17 protein-coding genes and 1 pseudogene are annotated in these 17,522 nt (G+C 58.6%); 12 read left to right on the forward strand and 6 right to left on the reverse strand.

Annotated features, from left to right (window positions below):
- The 6 genes and pseudogenes from NAC44_RS18580 to NAC44_RS18605 form a co-directional block, all read left to right on the forward strand.
- Nucleotides 1-310, forward strand: a pseudogene (locus tag NAC44_RS18580) (methyl-accepting chemotaxis protein); the annotation flags it as partial.
- 1 nt (nt 311) lies between these two features.
- Nucleotides 312-803, forward strand: coding sequence for a chemotaxis protein CheW (locus tag NAC44_RS18585; protein ID WP_250943059.1), 492 nt, complete (start codon nt 312-314; stop codon nt 801-803).
- 2 nt (nt 804-805) lie between these two features.
- Nucleotides 806-1,672 (forward strand): CheR family methyltransferase, encoded by an 867-nt coding sequence (locus NAC44_RS18590; protein ID WP_274706967.1) that lies wholly within the window; start codon nt 806-808, stop codon nt 1,670-1,672.
- A 6-nt stretch (nt 1,673-1,678) separates the two neighbouring features.
- The gene (locus NAC44_RS18595; RefSeq protein ID WP_250943061.1) at nt 1,679-2,788 is read left to right on the forward strand and encodes a protein-glutamate methylesterase/protein-glutamine glutaminase; all 1,110 of its coding nucleotides are present in this window, start codon (nt 1,679-1,681) and stop codon (nt 2,786-2,788) included.
- 158 nt (nt 2,789-2,946) lie between these two features.
- Entirely contained in the window at nt 2,947-3,144 is a 198-nt protein-coding gene (locus tag NAC44_RS18600; RefSeq protein WP_250943062.1) for a hypothetical protein, read from the forward strand.
- A 312-nt stretch (nt 3,145-3,456) separates the two neighbouring features.
- Nucleotides 3,457-4,200 carry a ParA family protein gene (locus NAC44_RS18605; protein ID WP_250943063.1) on the forward strand — a complete coding sequence of 248 codons (744 nt, stop codon included), beginning with the start codon at nt 3,457-3,459 and terminating at the stop codon, nt 4,198-4,200.
- Nucleotides 4,201-4,277: 77 nt separating this feature from the next.
- Here NAC44_RS18605 and purH read toward each other — a convergent pair whose 3' ends face one another.
- From purH to htpX, 4 genes are all read right to left on the reverse strand, one after another.
- Complete coding sequence (gene purH / locus NAC44_RS18610) at nt 4,278-5,894, reverse strand: bifunctional phosphoribosylaminoimidazolecarboxamide formyltransferase/IMP cyclohydrolase (RefSeq protein ID WP_250943064.1); 1,617 nt, start codon at nt 5,892-5,894, stop codon at nt 4,278-4,280.
- Nucleotides 5,895-5,981: 87 nt separating this feature from the next.
- Nucleotides 5,982-7,652: a heparinase II/III family protein gene (locus NAC44_RS18615; protein ID WP_250943065.1), complete on the reverse strand. Its 1,671-nt coding sequence runs from the start codon at nt 7,650-7,652 to the stop codon at nt 5,982-5,984.
- A gap of 167 nt (nt 7,653-7,819) precedes the next feature.
- Nucleotides 7,820-9,223, reverse strand: a complete 1,404-nt coding sequence (locus NAC44_RS18620; RefSeq protein WP_250943066.1) for an RsmB/NOP family class I SAM-dependent RNA methyltransferase — start codon at nt 9,221-9,223, stop codon at nt 7,820-7,822.
- Complete coding sequence (gene htpX / locus NAC44_RS18625) at nt 9,214-10,257, reverse strand: zinc metalloprotease HtpX (protein ID WP_250943067.1); 1,044 nt, start codon at nt 10,255-10,257, stop codon at nt 9,214-9,216. The genes NAC44_RS18620 and htpX overlap by 10 nt, the downstream gene beginning before the upstream one ends.
- Nucleotides 10,258-10,493: 236 nt before the next feature.
- On the opposite strand from htpX, the gene NAC44_RS18630 reads away from it, so the two are divergent.
- Complete coding sequence (locus tag NAC44_RS18630) at nt 10,494-10,715, forward strand: DUF1674 domain-containing protein (protein ID WP_250943068.1); 222 nt, start codon at nt 10,494-10,496, stop codon at nt 10,713-10,715.
- Nucleotides 10,716-10,939: 224 nt separating this feature from the next.
- A complete protein-coding gene (locus tag NAC44_RS18635) occupies nt 10,940-11,128 on the forward strand; it encodes a hypothetical protein (protein ID WP_250943069.1) in 189 nt (62 codons plus the stop codon).
- On the opposite strand, the gene NAC44_RS18640 is transcribed toward NAC44_RS18635, so the two are convergent.
- On the reverse strand, nt 11,125-11,379 hold the full coding sequence (locus tag NAC44_RS18640; RefSeq protein WP_250943070.1) for a hypothetical protein: 255 nt from the start codon (nt 11,377-11,379) through the stop codon (nt 11,125-11,127). The genes NAC44_RS18635 and NAC44_RS18640 overlap by 4 nt on opposite strands.
- On the opposite strand from NAC44_RS18640, the gene NAC44_RS18645 reads away from it, so the two are divergent.
- From NAC44_RS18645 to NAC44_RS18660, 4 genes are all read left to right on the forward strand, one after another.
- Complete coding sequence (locus NAC44_RS18645) at nt 11,287-12,726, forward strand: murein hydrolase activator EnvC family protein (RefSeq protein ID WP_420839984.1); 1,440 nt, start codon at nt 11,287-11,289, stop codon at nt 12,724-12,726. The genes NAC44_RS18640 and NAC44_RS18645 overlap by 93 nt on opposite strands.
- Complete coding sequence (locus NAC44_RS18650) at nt 12,716-14,053, forward strand: S41 family peptidase (RefSeq protein WP_250943072.1); 1,338 nt, start codon at nt 12,716-12,718, stop codon at nt 14,051-14,053. Before NAC44_RS18645 ends, NAC44_RS18650 begins: the two co-directional genes overlap by 11 nt.
- A 331-nt stretch (nt 14,054-14,384) precedes the next feature.
- Nucleotides 14,385-15,392 carry a divergent polysaccharide deacetylase family protein gene (locus NAC44_RS18655; RefSeq protein ID WP_338022106.1) on the forward strand — a complete coding sequence of 336 codons (1,008 nt, stop codon included), beginning with the start codon at nt 14,385-14,387 and terminating at the stop codon, nt 15,390-15,392.
- A gap of 38 nt (nt 15,393-15,430) precedes the next feature.
- Nucleotides 15,431-15,943, forward strand: coding sequence for an RNA pyrophosphohydrolase (locus NAC44_RS18660; RefSeq protein WP_250943074.1), 513 nt, complete (start codon nt 15,431-15,433; stop codon nt 15,941-15,943).
- A gap of 40 nt (nt 15,944-15,983) precedes the next feature.
- On the opposite strand, the gene NAC44_RS18665 is transcribed toward NAC44_RS18660, so the two are convergent.
- Entirely contained in the window at nt 15,984-17,372 is a 1,389-nt protein-coding gene (locus NAC44_RS18665; protein ID WP_250943075.1) for a capsule biosynthesis protein, read from the reverse strand.
- Nucleotides 17,373-17,522: the final 150 nt, after the last annotated feature.

Raw genomic sequence — 17,522 nt, forward strand, 5'->3', positions numbered from 1 at the left:
GCAGAATGCGGGCGCCTCGGAGGAAATGTCGGCAACCTCGGAAGAGCTGGCCGCTCAGGCTGAAGAGCTGCAGGCCTCCATCGCCTTCTTCAAGGTGGAGCGCCAGTCTGCCGCGGCGGCCATGGCGGGCCGCAGTTCCGCCAAGGCTCCGGCATCCCAGGCTGCAGGCCGAAAGGCTGCTTCACCACAAAGACCGGCCAAAGCCGGACAGAGCGTCGCAACACAGCAGGATCGGGCCAAAGGCTTTGCCCTCAACCTCACGATGGGCGGCCCGGATGACGAAGACAAAAGTTTCAAGGAGAGCGCGTGATATGACAACGGAATCGGGAGAAACCCAGTTCGTAACCTTCAGTCTGGGTGAGGAAGTCTTCGCGGTCCCTGTCACCGTGGTGCGCGAGATCCTCGATCATGAAGATACGTTCAAGATTCCCCATGGCCCGGAGTATCTTCTGGGCCTCAGGGATGTTCGTGGTCAGGGCGTTCCGGTGATTGACCTGCGGCTGAAGCTGGGCATGTCGCGCACCGTCAAGACGCCGCATACCCGCATCCTCGTCATGAATGTTCCGCTTGCAAACCGCAACCTGGCAATCGGTCTGGTCGCCGACAAGGTCTTCGAGGTGGTTCCTTTCATGCGCAAGGACATCGAAGCTGCACCGGATATCGGGATAAGCTGGAAATCAGACTATATTCATGGAGTTGTCCGCCGCGACTCCGGGTTTGTTGTGATCATTGATCTGACACGGCTGTTTTCAGACGATGAAAAGACATTTGCGATTGCACCTCAGCAAAGCATGGCCTCTTGAGACTGGAGAGTGATAGCGTGAATGCTTTAAAGGAAGTTCCGGTTTCGGAGAGCGGTCTGAGTTCTCGAAACTTCCGGAGACTCGCCGAGTTCATTTATAATTACAGCGGCATCAAAATGCCGGATGCCAAGAAGGTGATGCTGGAAGGGCGATTGCGTCGTCGTTTGCGGGTAACCGGTTTTGTCGATTTCGACAGCTATTGTGACTATCTGTTTGAGGGCGACGGATTGGAAGCCGAAGCTCTGCACCTGATCGACGTCGTCACCACCAACAAGACGGATTTTTTCCGCGAGCCGAGCCATTTCGATTTTCTGCAGGCCAATGCTTTGCCTGAGTTGATGAAACGCGGTCTGCGACGGCTTCGCGTGTGGAGTGCCGCCTGCTCGATCGGCGCGGAACCCTATACGCTGGCGATGGTGATCGACGACTTCTTGCGCGATCAGAAGGGACAGGATTACCGGATTCTGGCAACGGATCTGTCGACGGAAGTGCTGCAAAAAGCACAGAGAGGCATTTATCCGGCAGATGCTGTCGAACCGGTGCCTGCCTCCCTTGCGGCACGCTATGTGCTGGTTGCACGCGACCGCAACCGTGGCGAAGTGCGGATTGCCCCGCATCTGCGCTCTCATGTGGCCTTTGCCCGTCTCAATCTGATGGATGACAGCTATTCTGTCGGTGAGCCGATGGATGTGATTTTCTGTCGCAATGTTCTGATCTATTTCGACAAGAAAACCCAGTATGCCGTTCTCAGCCGGTTGTGCGACTGCCTGGACAAGGGCGGGTATCTCTTCATCGGCCATTCGGAATCGATTGCCGGCATGAATTTGCCACTCAAGCAGGTTGCCAACACGATCTTCATAAAAGGATGAAAATGCATGGGGAGGAAAATCCGTGTTCTGATCGTCGATGATTCCGCCTCTGTCCGGCAAATCATGACACAGGTTCTGCAATCCGATCCGGACATCGAGGTGATCGGCTCAGCCTCCGATCCCTTCATTGCGGCAAAACGCATTGCCGATGAAGTGCCGGATGTGATCACGCTGGATGTGGAAATGCCGAGGATGGACGGTATTACCTTTCTGCGCCGGTTGATGGCGCAAAAGCCGATACCGGTGGTCATGTGCTCTTCTTTGACGGAAGCAGGCAGCGAAACACTGATGCAGGCGCTGGAGGCTGGCGCTGTTGATGTCATTCTCAAACCCAAGATTGCCGCTGCGGATTTTCTCGCCGAGCAAGGCCCGCGGATCTGCGAAGTGGTCAAAAGCGCCTCTCATGCGCGATTGAGTGCCCGCTCTTCAACGCGGATGTCCGCCTCCGCCGCGTTAGGCGTAAACGTAAAAGAGCCTGCGAAGAAACTGACTGCCGATGCCATGTTACCGCCGCCAACCGGCAGGGCCATGGCCAAGACGACGGAAATGGTGGTCTGCGTCGGCGCCTCCACCGGTGGGACAGAGGCCCTGCGCGAATTGCTGGAAGCGCTGCCGGCCAATACACCTGGCATCGTTATCGTCCAGCACATGCCGGAAAAATTCACCGCAGCCTTTGCCAAACGCCTGAACGGCCTATGTGAAATGGAAATCAAGGAGGCGGAAGATGGCGATCCCGTCCTGCGCGGCCATGTGCTGATTGCCCCGGGCGACCGCCATATGCTCCTGGAACGGCAGGGAGCGCGCTATCATGTTGCGGTGAAAAGCGGTCCGCTGGTTTCCCGCCACCGGCCTTCGGTCGATGTGCTTTTCCGTTCGGCAGCCCGGGCTGCTGGCGCCAACGCCATGGGCGTCATCATGACCGGAATGGGTGACGATGGCGCACGCGGCATGCTGGAAATGCATCAGGCAGGCGCGTTCAACGTGGCACAGGATGAAGCAAGCTGCATCGTTTTCGGCATGCCGAAGGAAGCTATCGCCCATGGCGGTGTCAACCGGATCGTGCCGCTGCATCAGATCGCCGCCGAAATCATGACGGAAGACCATCGGCGCAAATAACATTCACAGCAATGGCAGAACCGGCTTGCTCCACAAAGACGAAGAGATGCATGTTATGCACCATGCATCCCCCTCATGCGACGAAACGCTCGTTTCACTCCTGATGGCGTTATCCTATGTCAGGTTACATTCATCAAGTTTTTGAAAGGACGTGATCAATGACGAGCGACTGGGTTGACTGGTTCCCTATAGTCTTCATTCCGTTCAAGATTATCGTGTTGGGCACCGCCGCGTTCTTCGCAATCAAGTGGCATCACAATCAAGACAAATTGAAGAAAGAAAACGAAGCCCACGAACGACTAGCAAACGCCGAACACACCCCTGACGCCTCAAATTCGTCGTTCAATAGCCAGTGATGCGGCGATTGGTCTGTGTCGCAAGGCGACACAGACGATCTCCTGAAAACGGAGAGTTTCAGGACATGGGCCAGGACATGGGCGCTGCACAATTTCGCAAGCGCTCCAAAAGCACAATTGGGGCACACAGCTTTCTCTTCAAAAAGCGATGCTTGAAGAAAAGCGCATATCAGTTGATTGCACTCAACCTCCACATCGTCCTTTGGCCGTGAGCAGCAGACCGCTATAATGACAGCAATGATTCGGCCCGATTAACGGGGCTATGAGAGCGATGCGGCTCGAACGTTCCGACCATTGGCTCAGGGGTGCCTCATGCCCATCATAACTTTCGCCAACACCAAAGGGGGAGCCGGCAAGACCACCGCCGTGCTGCTGCTTGCCACCGAATTGATGCGTCGAAGCTACCGGGTTGCCGTGATCGACACCGATCCGCAACGCTGGATTTCCCGCTGGTTCGAGGGCGCCAATCCCGGTCCCGATCTGCAGGTCGCGACCTATATCTCCGTGAGTTCGCTGCAGAAAACCATCGAAGCCTATCGCACCTGGGCCGACTATATCATTGTCGATCTTCCCGGAGCGCAGTCGCCGCTTCTGGCCACAGCACTTGGTCTTTCCGACCATGTGCTGATCCCGATCCAGGGCAGTTCGATGGATGCACAAGGCGGCGCACAGGTGATCGAGCTTTTGCAATATCTCGACCGCAAGGGCAATATCCGCATTCCCCATGCCGTCGTGCTGTCAAGGGTCAATTCGCTGGTCACGACCCGCGCGCTTCGCGCAGTGAAAACCTTGCTGGCCGAGCGGTCAGTGCGGGTGCTCGACACGCCGATTATCGAACGCGCCGCCTATCGCGACATGTTTGAATATCGCAGAACGATCTATCGCCTCGATCCGGAAAAAACCAGCAATCTGGACAAGGCCATCGCCAATGCCGAGCGCTATGGCGACGAGGTGGAAACATTGGTGCCGGTAATGCGCAAGCCGGTGGCGGACAATGCCGTCAGCCTTGCCGGTCTTTCCCGTCCCCTGTCTCCCACGCTTGCGGCGCGCGGTTAATCAAATCCTTCGGGAGCCTCATGCTTTTTCAAGACATGTGGCTCCCGAACTGATTTTCACCCGCTTATGCTTTGTCCTCAATGGCGGAAGTGGCGGATGCCGGTGAAGACCATGGCGACGTTATGCTCGTCGGCGGCGGCAATCACCTCGGCATCGCGCATCGAACCACCCGGCTGGATCACGGCTGTAGCGCCTGCGGCAATGGCGGCCAGAAGACCATCAGCGAAAGGATAAAAGGCTTCCGAGGCCACTGCGGAGCCGCGGGTCAGAGGTTCGGCAAGACCCATGGCCTTTGCCGCATCCTCAGCCTTCATAGCGGCGATCCGGGCAGAATCGACCCGGCTCATCTGGCCGGCGCCAATACCGACAGCCTGACCGTCCTTGGCATAGATCACAGCATTGGATTTGACATGCTTGGCAATCTTGAAGGCAAGCTTCATGTCGTCCAGTTCGGCCGGGGTCGGGGCGCGTTTGGTCACGACCTTAAGATCGAGATCCTCAACCACCAGATTGTCGCGGCTCTGCACCAGAAGGCCGCCTGAAACGGTCTTGGCCGTCAGGCCCGGCGCACGCGGATCGGCAAGACCGCCGGTGACCAGCAGGCGCAGATTGGGCTTGGCGGCGATGATGGCCTTGGCCTCATCGCTGACATCCGGCGCGATGATCACTTCGGTAAACAGCTTGACGATCTCGGTTGCCGTTTCGGCATCCAGCGTCTGGTTCAGCGCAATGATGCCGCCAAAGGCAGACACGCTATCGCAGGCAAGCGCCCGGCGATAGGCATCGACCAGCGTCTTGCCAACCGCCACGCCGCAGGGATTGGCGTGTTTGATGATGGCGCAGGCAGGGCCATTTTCCGGCAGGAATTCCGAAACCAGCTCGAAGGCGGCATCCGTATCGTTGATATTGTTGTAGGAAAGCTGCTTACCCTGCAAAAGCGTAGCAGTGGCGACACCGGGGCGCTGATCGCCGGTGACGTAGAAACCGGCTTTCTGATGCGGGTTTTCACCGTAACGCATTTCTTCCTTCAGCGTACCGCCCAGCACCCGGTTGCGCGGCATGTCGATAGACAGCGCCTCGGCAAACCAGTTGGAAATGGCCGTATCATAGGCAGCGGTGCGGGCATAGGCACGGGCCGCGAAACGCTGGCGCAGCGCGTAATCCGTCTGGCCGTCATTGGCTTTCAGCGCGTCGAGCAACTCGGCATAATCGGCCGGATCGGTTACGGTGGTGACATAGGCATGGTTCTTGGCGCTGGCGCGGATCATCGCCGGGCCGCCGATATCGATATTTTCCACCGTGGTCGGGTAATCACCCCCCGCAGCGCGCACGCTCTCAAAGGGGTAGAGATTGATCACGGCGAGATCGATACCCGTAATGCCGTGAGCTGCCATAGCCGCCTGATGCTCTTCATCGTCGCGGATGGCCAGAAGGCCGCCATGCACGATCGGATGCAGGGTTTTCACCCGTCCATCCATGATTTCCGGAAAACCGGTCACATCGGACACGTCTGTGACCGGCAGGCCCGCCGCCTTGATCGCCTTGAAGGTGCCGCCGGTGGACAGCAATCTGACGCCCATGGTGTCAAGGTCGCGGGCGAGATCGACAATGCCGGTCTTGTCGAAAACGGACAACAGGGCGGTGCGGATCTTGACGCGCTCCGGAACGGGAATTTTCTTCGACTGGACAGCCATGACGATCACTCCTTGGGCAGGAAACAGGGGGGCCAAATATAGCGCCCGCCTAGCATAGCAGACCCGCCAAGGAAACCGGCTTTATGGTCACAGCCGCGAAAAGAACCACCAGGTTTCGGCGGCAAGCACCGGCACTTCGATCTGCTGTGCCCGCTCCATGCCGGAAAGCCCGGCGAAAAACACATCCTCGGCTATCGCCGGAAAGCCCGTTGGCACGGAAAACAGCCAGGTCAGGCTGCCATTGGCCTGAAGCAGGATGGAATGATCGTCCTGCTGCACCAGCCTGACCGACGGATGGATGTGAAAGCGGATCAGGCTGCCGTCAGGCGGCGCGCCAGCCATGAGCTTGCGATCTGCGCCTAAAAGGCGGTCGCAGCCGACCAGTTTGGTCCCCGCTGCATTCAGCCTGAGATCGCGCTCATGCAGCAGGCCGAAAGGGGCCAGATAGCCGTCATGGCGGGCGGTCAGATGGTCACTGCCATCCTCTGCCATCGCACGATTGACCTCTACGGTCTTGACGCCATCGATAACGATGGGACCGAGGCGCGGTGAACTGGACAGCCGGTTCGATGAGCGGTCGGCAATGATCAGGGTGGAATGGGCGGCGGTGGCGCGCGCCATCTGACGGAACCGCTCATCGGCAAAACGCGGTGCTCCGGCATTGATCACCAGCCGATGGCGGCCGCTGGAAAACTCGAAGGACAGCGCCCCGGCATGGGCGCCAAGACTGGCAAACCCCGACGGCGGCGCGCCGGTATCGATCAGGAGCACACTGTCTTGCGCTTCCAGCCGCTGATAACCGCTATAGGGCAGCGCCTTGAACGGCTGGCCACCGCTTTCGTCATAACGCAGCAGCGCCATAAGGTCATTGGCGAGAATGGCGCTCGCCCCGTTGAACAGCGCCGGACTGCCATCGCCATGACGGAAGAAGCGCAGCGCCGGAAACATCCGGTCGATGGTCGGGATCAGCCGGACCGGCAGCGTCTGGCCAAGATTGATATAGGTCTGACGCAGAGGCAGGAGATCGAACAACAGGTCGAGGACCACCTGCGGATTGCGGGAGATATGGCCGCCATCGGGCAGCATCTGGCGGGTGAGTTCCTCATCCAGCCGGTCGGCAGCGCGGCGGATCAGCCGTTTCGGCGTGGTCACGGCAATCGAGGCCATGGCAAGCGCAATGGTCAACTTCAGCCTTGTCAGACCTTCCGGCTGGGCCGCCGCCAACAGCCTTGCATAAGCGATTTGCTGCATCAGACTTTTGACGAAACGGCGGTAAAATCCGGCGTCGCAATCCTGAAGCAGAACCGGCGAATGGGAGAGCCAGGCAATCAGCCGCTGGCTGAGCACATCCGCCTCCCAGGCAATGCCACGCCTCTTGCCGCTCAGCCCGATCCAGCTGTCGGTCAAACGGCGGGCATGGGCGCGGGTGGCGGGATTTTTCTCCGCTCGCAAATGCCGCAGCCAGGAAAAGGAATGCAGCCGTTCGGCAAAAGCGCGTGAGGGCGGCTCCAGTGAGAAAGGAGAAAGACCTTCACACTCCATCAGCCGCCCGGCCAGTGGAAACCGGCCTTGCAGAATTTCCGACGCCATGAACGGATCGATGGCGCGCAGATCGGTTGGCGCAACCAGAAGCCTGGCCTTGCCCGCGCCGATCCGACGCCCGCCTGCCGTCAACAAAATCCGAATGCGAAAGCGCATCTTCCACCCGATCAGGCGAAGCGTCAGTATCGGCAGGGTCGGAACATCAGGTTGCGGCATCCAGTATTCGTCTTTCACGCAAGACTTGACGAGCAAAATCGATTTAAGGAGACATCATCCAGCAGATTCAAACGTTACAGCACCCGCGCCCTCATCCTGGTGGAAGTGACGCGCGCTCAATGACTGCAATTTTAGTAAAAAACCTGTTAAATTCGTCTTACCACCGGTCAAATGCGGCGCAGATGGCAGGCATAAAAACCATCGAGACCGCTGGCAAAGCCGTTGTCCAGCCGCAGCATGGCAGGCGAAGTGCGAAAATCACCGAGCGGCGTGACCGCCTCTTCCAGTCCCGGCCAGTCAGATGGCAAAAGCGGTACACGTTGAAGATCGTCGCGCTCGTTCAAAAGCCGACTCATCATCTCTTCGCCCTCCACCGGATCGAGCGAGCAATTGGAAAAGACGATGCTGCCGCCCGGTTTCACCAGGGTGACCGCGTGGCGCAGCAGTTTTTCCTGAACGCCCGCCAGCTTGGCGATATCCTCCGGTCCCTTGGTGTACAGAACATCCGGATGACGCCGGATGGTACCGGTCGAGGAACATGGCGCATCGAGCAGCACCAGATCGAACAGCGTCTGCGGCGCAAACGCAAGAAGATCAGATTGCACCAGCGTCGCCTCCAGCCCGAGACGCGCCAGATTACCCTCCAGCCGTTTCAACCGGTTGGCTGATTGCTCGACCGCCGTCACGACAGCGCCGCCAGCAATCAGTTGCGCCGTCTTGCCGCCGGGGGCAGCACAGAGATCGACGGCGGTTTTGCCCTTCAGCATACCGAACATCTTGACGGGCAGGCTGGCGGCGGCATCCTGCACCCACCAGACCCCCTCCTCGAACCCCTCCAGCGCAGAGACCGCGCCGGAAAAAGCGCCGAGACGGATGCTTCCCGTCGGCAGCAGAAAGCCCTGCAACCTCTCCGCCCAAAGCGCGGCATCGGCCTTGGCGGTCAGATCGATGGCCGCAGGCTGCAACTGCGCCTCGGCAATGGCGTTTGCCGCCGGCTCGCCATAGACAGAAGACAGCCTCCGGTAAAACCAGTCGGGCAGGCAGACAATGCCGGATGTCTCTTCCAGCACTGCGGATTTTTCCCTGACCAGCCGGCGCAGAACCGCATTGACCAGTTTGGCAAACCGGCGGTTGCGCGGATCGCGATGGGCCTGCTCCACGGCCAGATCCACCGCCGAATGGTCGGGGCTGTCGAGATAGACGATCTGGGTGGCGGCAATGATCAGGCTGTGATGCAGGGCGCGCGCGCCCTCCGGCAAAGGCGTGTCCAGCCGGGCGGCAATCATCGCTTCCAGCCGTGGCAGAAAGCGCAAAGCCGTGGTCACGATCGCCCGGACCAGCGCCCGGTCAGCGTCGTTGAGAGCGAGATAGGCCGGATTGCCATGCTGGCTGTCGGTCATGCCGTCCAACGATGTTTTCTTGTCGATCACCGCCGAGAGCAACCGGCTTGCGGCAATGCGCGCCGCAAGGCCGGGCTTGTCCTCATGCTGGTTTTCCAGAGAGGCGGGTGTGATCCTGCGCCCATTCTTTTGGGGTTTCTTCTGGGCGGGGCGCTGATCGTTCAAGTCCATGGTCCCTTCGGGGCGTCATCCGGTTGGCGTCGCCCCCCGGTGGAAGGGACGGAGCGCGGTCTTTGCCTCCCCTTAACACCCCAGGGACCATCCGTCGATCCATGATCCACCGCAGAGCCATGGCTTGCGCCCCAGGGGCTGGCAGCGCTTGCCGTCCAACCGGATGACTGCGGACGAGCCGGATGACCAACGCCCATCTCCCGCGCCTGCGTCTCAAGCGCAGCAATGCGGTTTGCCGTATCGGGATGGGTGGAAAACAGGTTGTCCATTCGCTGACCCGACAGCGGATTGATGATGAACATATGGGCGGTGGCCGGATGCTGCTCGGCCTGCATATTCGGCTGATGGGCGCCAGCAATTTTGGCAAGGGCGGAAGACAGCCAGAGCGGATTGCCGCAGATTTCCGCCCCGCGCCGGTCGGCGGCATATTCGCGGGTGCGGCTGATGGCCATCTGCACCAGCATGGCGGCAAGCGGGGCAACGATCATTGCCACCAGAACGCCGATCAGACCGGTGCTGTTGCCGTTTTCATCGCGCCTGCCGCCAAAGAAGAAGGCAAAATTGCCCAGCATGGAAATCGCCCCGGCCAGCGTCGCCGTGATCGTCATGGTCAACGTGTCGCGATGCTCGACATGGGCCAGTTCATGCGCCATGACGCCCGCGACCTCCTCTGCCGTCAACCGCTGTAACAGCCCGGTCGAGGCAGCCACGGCGGCGTTTTCGGGATTGCGCCCAGTGGCGAAAGCATTGGGCTGCGGATTGTCGAACACATAGACCTTCGGCATGGGCAGACCGGCATTGCGGGCAAGATCGCGGACAATCCGGTAAAATTCCGGCGCGCTGCGCTCATCCACCTCCCGCGCGTGATAGGCGGAAAGCACCATGCGGTCGGAATTCCAGTAGGAAAACAGGTTCATGCCTGCCGCAATCATCAGGGCGATCATCATGCCGCCCTTGCCGCCGATGAGAAAACCGACACCCATGAAAAGGGCGGTCATGAAAGCCAGCAGCATGGCCGTACGGATCATGTTCATGGTTCAAATTCCTCGACTGACTGTCTACGGCGCCGTGGGCCCAATGTGGCTCACAAAACTCGCTGTAACACGTTTAATCTGCTGCATCATTTTCACCTTCAATCCTACCCGATTTCAGGAATGATGCAGGAGTAGGCTGCTCGCTGCCCAAGGAAGGGCTTTTCCAACAACGGCCTTCGCCTTAGATGTAAATATTGATCACCGCGTTTCAATCGTCAGGGAGCGGAAGAACGACAATGACCGACACTGAAAACACATCTGCCGCTGAGGTTTCAGCAGCAAGGGAGCATATCGCGCGCCCGCTCACGCCCGCAGCCAGACGCGCACTGGACGAAGCAGAGGCCCGCCGCAAGGCCCAAACAGAGTCCGAACCCGCCCGTGAAATCGGCGGGCGCGGCGGCGCTGATCCGGCCCGCTTCGGCGACTGGGAAATCAATGGCCGCGCCATCGATTTCTGATCGTCTCAACAAAGCGTGACATCTGTGAACCGGAACCGGAAAGCTTTGAAAAACCACAATTGCATGATGCAACGATCATCGGTCCGATGCGTTAATTCGGGCCTGCCGTTTGTCGGAAAGAGGATGCCCTGCGGGTTTTCCTGAAAAGACACATGGCAAAAACCCATTGGAAGCGGCCGTTTCAGATCGGATCGGCCCTTAACAATTGATCGTCAGGAGATGACATGAGAAAATTTCTGTGCGCGACCGTGCTGGCGGTCTCTACGCTCGCCCTCGGTGCCGCTGCAGCCCAGGCCGAAACCGTGGTGATCAAGAAAAAGGAACATCATCACGAACGCCATTGCTTCAATAAGAAAGTCGTGCGTTGGCATCATGGTAAGAAGATCGTGCATATGGAGCGCGTCTGCCGTTAACGGAACGCCTGCGCCCGGCCACTGGCCGGGCCCTCCCTTGCCGAAGACATCCGCTCGCGTTCGATCAGAAAACTGTCATTTTGGCTTTCCGTCTTTCGTCCAAGAGAGGAATAGGCTAATTTGGCGATCGAACGGAACAAATTGGCCGCAAGAATTTCATGCAGACTGATCAGCGGGGCGGATGTCTGGGCGCGGCAAAGCGCCTGTTTGGGGTGGCTGTCGCCCTTTGCCTCTGGTCTGGCAACGGTCATGACCTTGCCTTGGCTGAGCAGCCGACGGCATCCCCCGCAGAAACAGACAGCAAAACCTCAACTGCAACATCAGAGCCAACATCCCCCGATACATCCTCCAGCAACGGCACGGCCAACCTGCAGGCGAAGCGGGATGAAATTTCCGCGCAACTGGCCGATATTGCCCAGTCCCTGCAAGTGTCCGCCCAAAAAACCGACGCGCTGCGCCAGAGCATCGACACACTCGACAAGAGCAGCGCCAACCTGCGGCAGGCATTGATCGACAGTGCCGCTCGTCGTCAAGATCTTGAACAGAAGATTTCCGACAGCGAGCAGACACTCGCCGATTATGCTGTCAAGGAAGATACAATCCGCCAGTCTTTCCGCCAGAAACGCGGCGTTCTGGCCGAGGTTCTCGGCGCACTCGAACGCATGGGGCGCAATCCCCCGCCTGCCCTGCTGGTCAAGCCGGACGATGCTTTGTCTGCTGTGCGCACGGCCATTCTGCTCGGTTCGGTGGTCCCCGGCATCCGCAAACAGACCGACAAACTGGCAAGCGATCTGGCAAGTCTTGCGAAACTGCGCGCGGCCAGTGAGGCTGAACACGAAAAAGCCGTGGCCGCGCTGAAAAGCCGCCAGGAAGAAGAAAGCCGCATGAACATGCTGCTTGCCGAAAATGCCCGTCAAAGCGCGGCAAACAATGCTGCCCTGCAAAGCGAATTGCAACGCGCGCAGGAGCTTGCACAGAAATCGTCATCCATGCAGGGCTTGATCGCCTCTCTCGAAAGCAATATCGGCTCGGTGCGACAGAGCATGGCGGATGCCCGCCAGGCAGAGGCGCAACGACAAGGCATGACGGAGGAGGAACGGCGTCAGGCAGCAACGCTTCCGCCCGATAAAAACCGTATTGCCCCTGCATTTGCCTTTGACGATTTGAAGGCAAAACTTGCTTATCCGGCGGCGGGTGCGGTTTTACGGCGCTTTGGCGATCCCGATGGAACCGGACATGACGCCAAGGGCATGATCCTGGCAACCGCGCCATCTGCGGTCGTCACCGCGCCTTCGGATGCAACGGTGGTGTATGCAGGACAGTTTCGCAGTTACGGGCAGATGATCATACTCAATCCAGGCAAGGGCTATCACATTGTTTTGTCCGGTATGGAGCGCGTAAATGTGCATGCCGGTCAATTCGTGCTGGCTGGCGAGCCGATCGGTGCTATGGGTATGAGAAGAGTCGCAAGTGCAGCAGCATTCGCGCTGGAAACAGATCGCCCAACCCTTTACATAGAATTCAGAAAAGACGGCAACGCGGTTGATTCCCGACCATGGTGGGCAAAGGACGCCGGAAAGGTACGCAATGATACGTAAGGCTTCAATCATGCTGGTTGGCGCGCTGATGGGCGCGACGGCCATGAGCGTCGTTTATTCGGCCGGAGTTCCGGCCGAAGCGGCGGGCAATTCGACATATAAGGAACTGGCTCTGTTCGGCGATGTATTCGAACGGATCCGTGCCCAGTATGTGACGAAGCCGGACGAAAAGAAGCTGATCGAAGCCGCCATCAATGGCATGTTGAGCTCTCTCGACCCGCATTCGAGCTACATGAACGCCGAAGAAGCGGCGGACATGCAGACCCAGACCAAAGGTGAATTCGGCGGGATCGGCATTGAAGTGACCATGGAAGACGGTCTCGTCAAGGTTGTCAGCCCCATTGACGATACACCCGGCGCAAAGGCCGGCATTCTCGCCGGTGACCTGATTTCGGAAATCAATGGCCAGCCGGTGCGCGGCATGCAGCTTCAGGACGCTGTTGAAAAGATGCGCGGCAAGGTCGGCACGCCGATCAAGCTGACAATTCTGCGCAAGGGTGCGGACAAGCCGCTGCAATTTTCCGTGATGCGCGAAATCATCCCGATCAGGGCGGTCAAGTCGCGCGTTGAAGATGGCGACATCGGCTATCTGCGCATTATTTCCTTCACCGACAAAACCTTTGACGATCTTCAGGCCGCCATCGCCAAGATCAAGAAGCAGGTGCCGGAAGACAAGCTCAAGGGCTATGTTCTTGACCTGCGCCTCAACCCGGGCGGTCTGCTGGACCAGGCGATCTACGTCTCCGATGCCTTCCTGCAGAAGGGCGAAATCGTCTCCACCCGTTCACGCAACCCCGAAGATACACGCCGCTTCAACGCCACTCCGGGCGATCTCACCGATGGCAAGCCGCTGATCGTGCTGATCAACGGCGGCACCGCGTCTGCTGCGGAAATCGTGTCCGGCGCACTGCAGGATCTGAAGCGTGCAACGATCGTCGGTACGCGCAGCTTCGGCAAGGGTTCGGTCCAGACCATCATCCCCATGGGCGACAATGGTGCGCTGCGACTGACGACCGCGCTTTATTACACGCCGTCTGGTCGCTCCATCCAGGGCACCGGCATTACGCCTGACATCACGGTGGAAGAGCCGCTGCCGAAGGATCTGCAGGGCAAGCTGCGTCCGGAAGGCGAATCCTCGCTGCCGGGCCATATTCAGGGCCAGTTCGAGACCAAGGCCGGCTCCGGCTCCATCGCCTATGTCCCGCCGGATCCGAAGGACGACGTGCAACTGCATTACGCGCTTGACCTGCTGAACGGCACGAAGAAAGACAAGGCTTTCCCGCCAGACCCGAACAAGGTCGAGCTGGAAAAAGCCAACAGCAAATAAGACAAGGTCTTTCCGGTGGAGTCATGCATCCACCGGAAATCCCATGAATTGTCTCAGGGATCCATGGATGAAAACCGGCCTTCTCTGGCCGGTCTTCTTTTGAAGGGATGATAAAAGCGTGTCGGATAAGGGTCAGGATTGGGACTCGGATCTCCATAAGCCCTTGGGCCAGAAACCCCGCAAGCGTCGCAGGGCCCCTCCATTGAAAATCCTGAAGATGTTGGCAGGCGGCTGTATTGTGGCGGCAGTTGTCGGATTTTCGCTTCACACGGCGCTCACACCTTTGCCGCTTGCATCATCATCCCCTCCTCTGCCGGCAAAAACCGTGGCCGTGGCTGATTCAACGAAAACGCCCGATATCCGCCAGCAAAAGCAGCTGGACGAACCCCGGACGCTGGAGACGCGTTCTCCAACCTCAGGGGCCATGGTTCAACGCACCCTCCTGCCCGATGGCTCGGTTGTCACCAAATATGCTCCGTCCGAGCGGGATGGCACCGGGCCGGAACTGGTGCAGGCGCCGCATATCGGCCAGGATCTGTTGATGGCAGGCACGCCCAATCCCGATCTGTTGCAGGACAGCCCTGTCGGGCGCCTTCCCGTGATCGGGCCGGACGGTCTGCGGCCTGTGGAGCAATATGCACGGCCCTGGTCCGGGGCGCATGGCACCCGCATCGCCATTGTTGTGGGCGGATTGGGTCTCAGTCAGACCGGCACGCAAAGGGCCATACAGCTGTTGCCGCCAGAGGTGACGCTTGCGTTTGCCTCAACCGGAAACAGCCTTGGACGCTGGATGCAGGATGCGCGTCGTGCTGGCCATGAAATCCTGTTGCAGGTGCCGTTCGAACCCTATGGTTATCCGGCGAACGATCCTGGTCGCGGCACGCTGCGGGTCAATGCCACGGCCCCGCAAAACCTCGAAGACCTGCATCGCGCCATGGCAAGCCTGACAAATTATACCGGCATCATGAACTATATGGGCGCACGGTTCCTCTCCGATGCCGCCGCACTCGATCCGGTCATGCGCGATATTTCCAGTCGCGGTCTACTGTTCCTGGATGACGGTTCCGCTCAGCAATCGCTGACATCGGGTTTTGCCAAGGCGTTGAACATGCCCTATGCCGTCGCCGACCTGCAGATCGACGATCAACTGCAATCCAATGCCATCCTCAACCGGCTGGACGAGCTTGAACGCATTGCACGACGCAATGGCAGCGCCATTGGCGTTGCCTCTGCCTTCGATGAAAGCGTTGCCGGCATTGCCAAATGGGTGCACGAGGCCGAAGGCCGTGGTATCGAGATCGTCGGGGTTTCGGCCCTGGCGCTCGATGCCCAGAAATGAGCCCCTTCAACGGGCTTTAAACAAGAGGATTGCAGTATATGAGCACGGTCAAGGCTGAAGACCTTCCCTACCGACCCTGTGTCGGCGTCATGGTGCTGAACCCTGCCGGTCTGGTCTGGACCGGGCGGCGGATTGCCATCGGCAATTCGGAATATGACGGCTCCCCCAATCTCTGGCAGATGCCGCAGGGCGGTATCGATCCGGGCGAAGAGCCGTTGCAGGCTGCCTACCGCGAACTTTTTGAAGAAACCGGTATGGAAAGCGTCTCGCTTCTGGCCGAAGCCCCGCAATGGATCAATTACGACCTTCCGTCACATCTGATCGGCATTGGGCTCAGAGGCAAATATCGCGGCCAGACCCAGCGCTGGTTTGCCTTCCGCTTCGAGGGCCATGAAAACGAGATCCGTATCGATCCGCCCCCCGGCAATGAAAAGGCGGAATTCGACGCATGGGACTGGAAGCCGATGGCAAGCCTGCCAGATCTGATCGTGCCTTTCAAGCGACGCGTTTACGAAGACGTCGTAAAAGCCTTTCACCATCTTGCCGGATGATCTGAACGGAGACCGGTGAAAGCACAGAGGAATCGATCGCTCAGGCCGTCGGCGTTTTACTGTAGACCAACTCCGGTGCAAGACTTTCGTCGTCAACATGCACCTCCTGCTGCAGGCTCAGGGCATAGGGAATGCCCTTGGCCAGACCAAGACGCGGTGGCGGCTCGACAAAAGCATCCGGCATATTGACCTTTTCCTCGACAATACGGGCCACCATGGCAGAAATGGCTGCCTTGCGGCCCTCCGGATTGAAAAAATCGCCCTTGACCTGAATGGTTGCCGCCATGGCCTTGACCAGATCGGCCATCAGTGTGGCATCCACCGGCTCGGGATGGGTCCAGAAGCTGTCGAGACCACCCTGATGGGTCAAACCCGGCACATCGAAGACTGCACAGCCAAGGATGATCGTCGGCTTCATCGCCCGCAGACTGTGCAGGCCAACGGTGGAATTGACCACAATCACACCCGATGTCTCAGCCAGTATATCATGCAGATCGCCTTCATCGATAAAGACAACCCGGTTTTCAACACCGAATTCGCGGGCAATCATCCGCAAGGCTGACTGCCATCGCTCCAGCCCGTTATCGAGCGGATGCTGCTTGAACAACAACCTGCTGTTTGGAGGCGCGTTCCTGACGAAGGATTGCACCACCTGACGCATCATATCGCGCAGATGGCGATAGGAGGAATTGGCGCGGATCTGGTAATCGCTCTGCAATTGCAGGGCAACGAGATAAAAAGGATCATGCCCCTTTTCCAGGAAGCCCGCCGGCAGTCGTGCCGGTCGCGAGACGAATTTCAACAGCCACGGCAGATAATCGACAAGGGCCGAATAATATTTGTCAGCACTGTAGAACGGATAGAAGGGACGCCCGAAAAAATTGAGCAGATTGTAGATCACCTCATTGAAAGCTTCCGCCAGAAAAGTATGCGGATACTTGACCGCAACGTCCGGCTCGCCAACTTTGGCGGCGATGGCACGGATCAGCTTGGGATCGTTGGGAAAATGCGAAAAACGGCCCATGCCGCCACGCTCGAAGGTCAGCCAGTCCGGTCGAAGATAGCCCCATTCTACCGCATGACACCGCACACCCAGTTCGGAGCAAAGCTTGCTGGCGGCGGCATGATAGGGGAGCCGGTCGGCATAATAGACGATATCGGTAATGGCGCGCTCTTCAATCAGGCGGCGCAGATAATTCGGCCAGTTTTTCAACGAGCCACGGTAATGTTTAGCCCCCCGCTTGCGCCAGAACACCCAGTCACCCACAGTAAAATTGACGTGACAGGTTTTAATGCCGGCATCCTCAAAGGCGCCAGCAAATTCACACCAGAAGATCGAAGGCGGGCCTTGAAGAAACAGGATGGATTTTTCCGCATCGTTGAACGCCATGCCGGATACGCCCTTTTCATCTTCTCTTGAGATTGCCATCATGGGGTTCTATGCAGCGAAAATAAGGCTTTGGCGGCATTTTAATGAGGCGGAACATCTTAAGAGATGTCTACATAACAAGAGCAATCGACGAGTGAAGCATGAAAGTCAAGTGACAAGGTCCAGGCATTTCCTCTTTCTGCAGGGGCC

The sequence above is a fragment of the Allorhizobium sonneratiae genome, from assembly GCF_023700755.1.
In the GTDB taxonomy this organism is placed as follows: domain Bacteria; phylum Pseudomonadota; class Alphaproteobacteria; order Rhizobiales; family Rhizobiaceae; genus Allorhizobium; species Allorhizobium sonneratiae.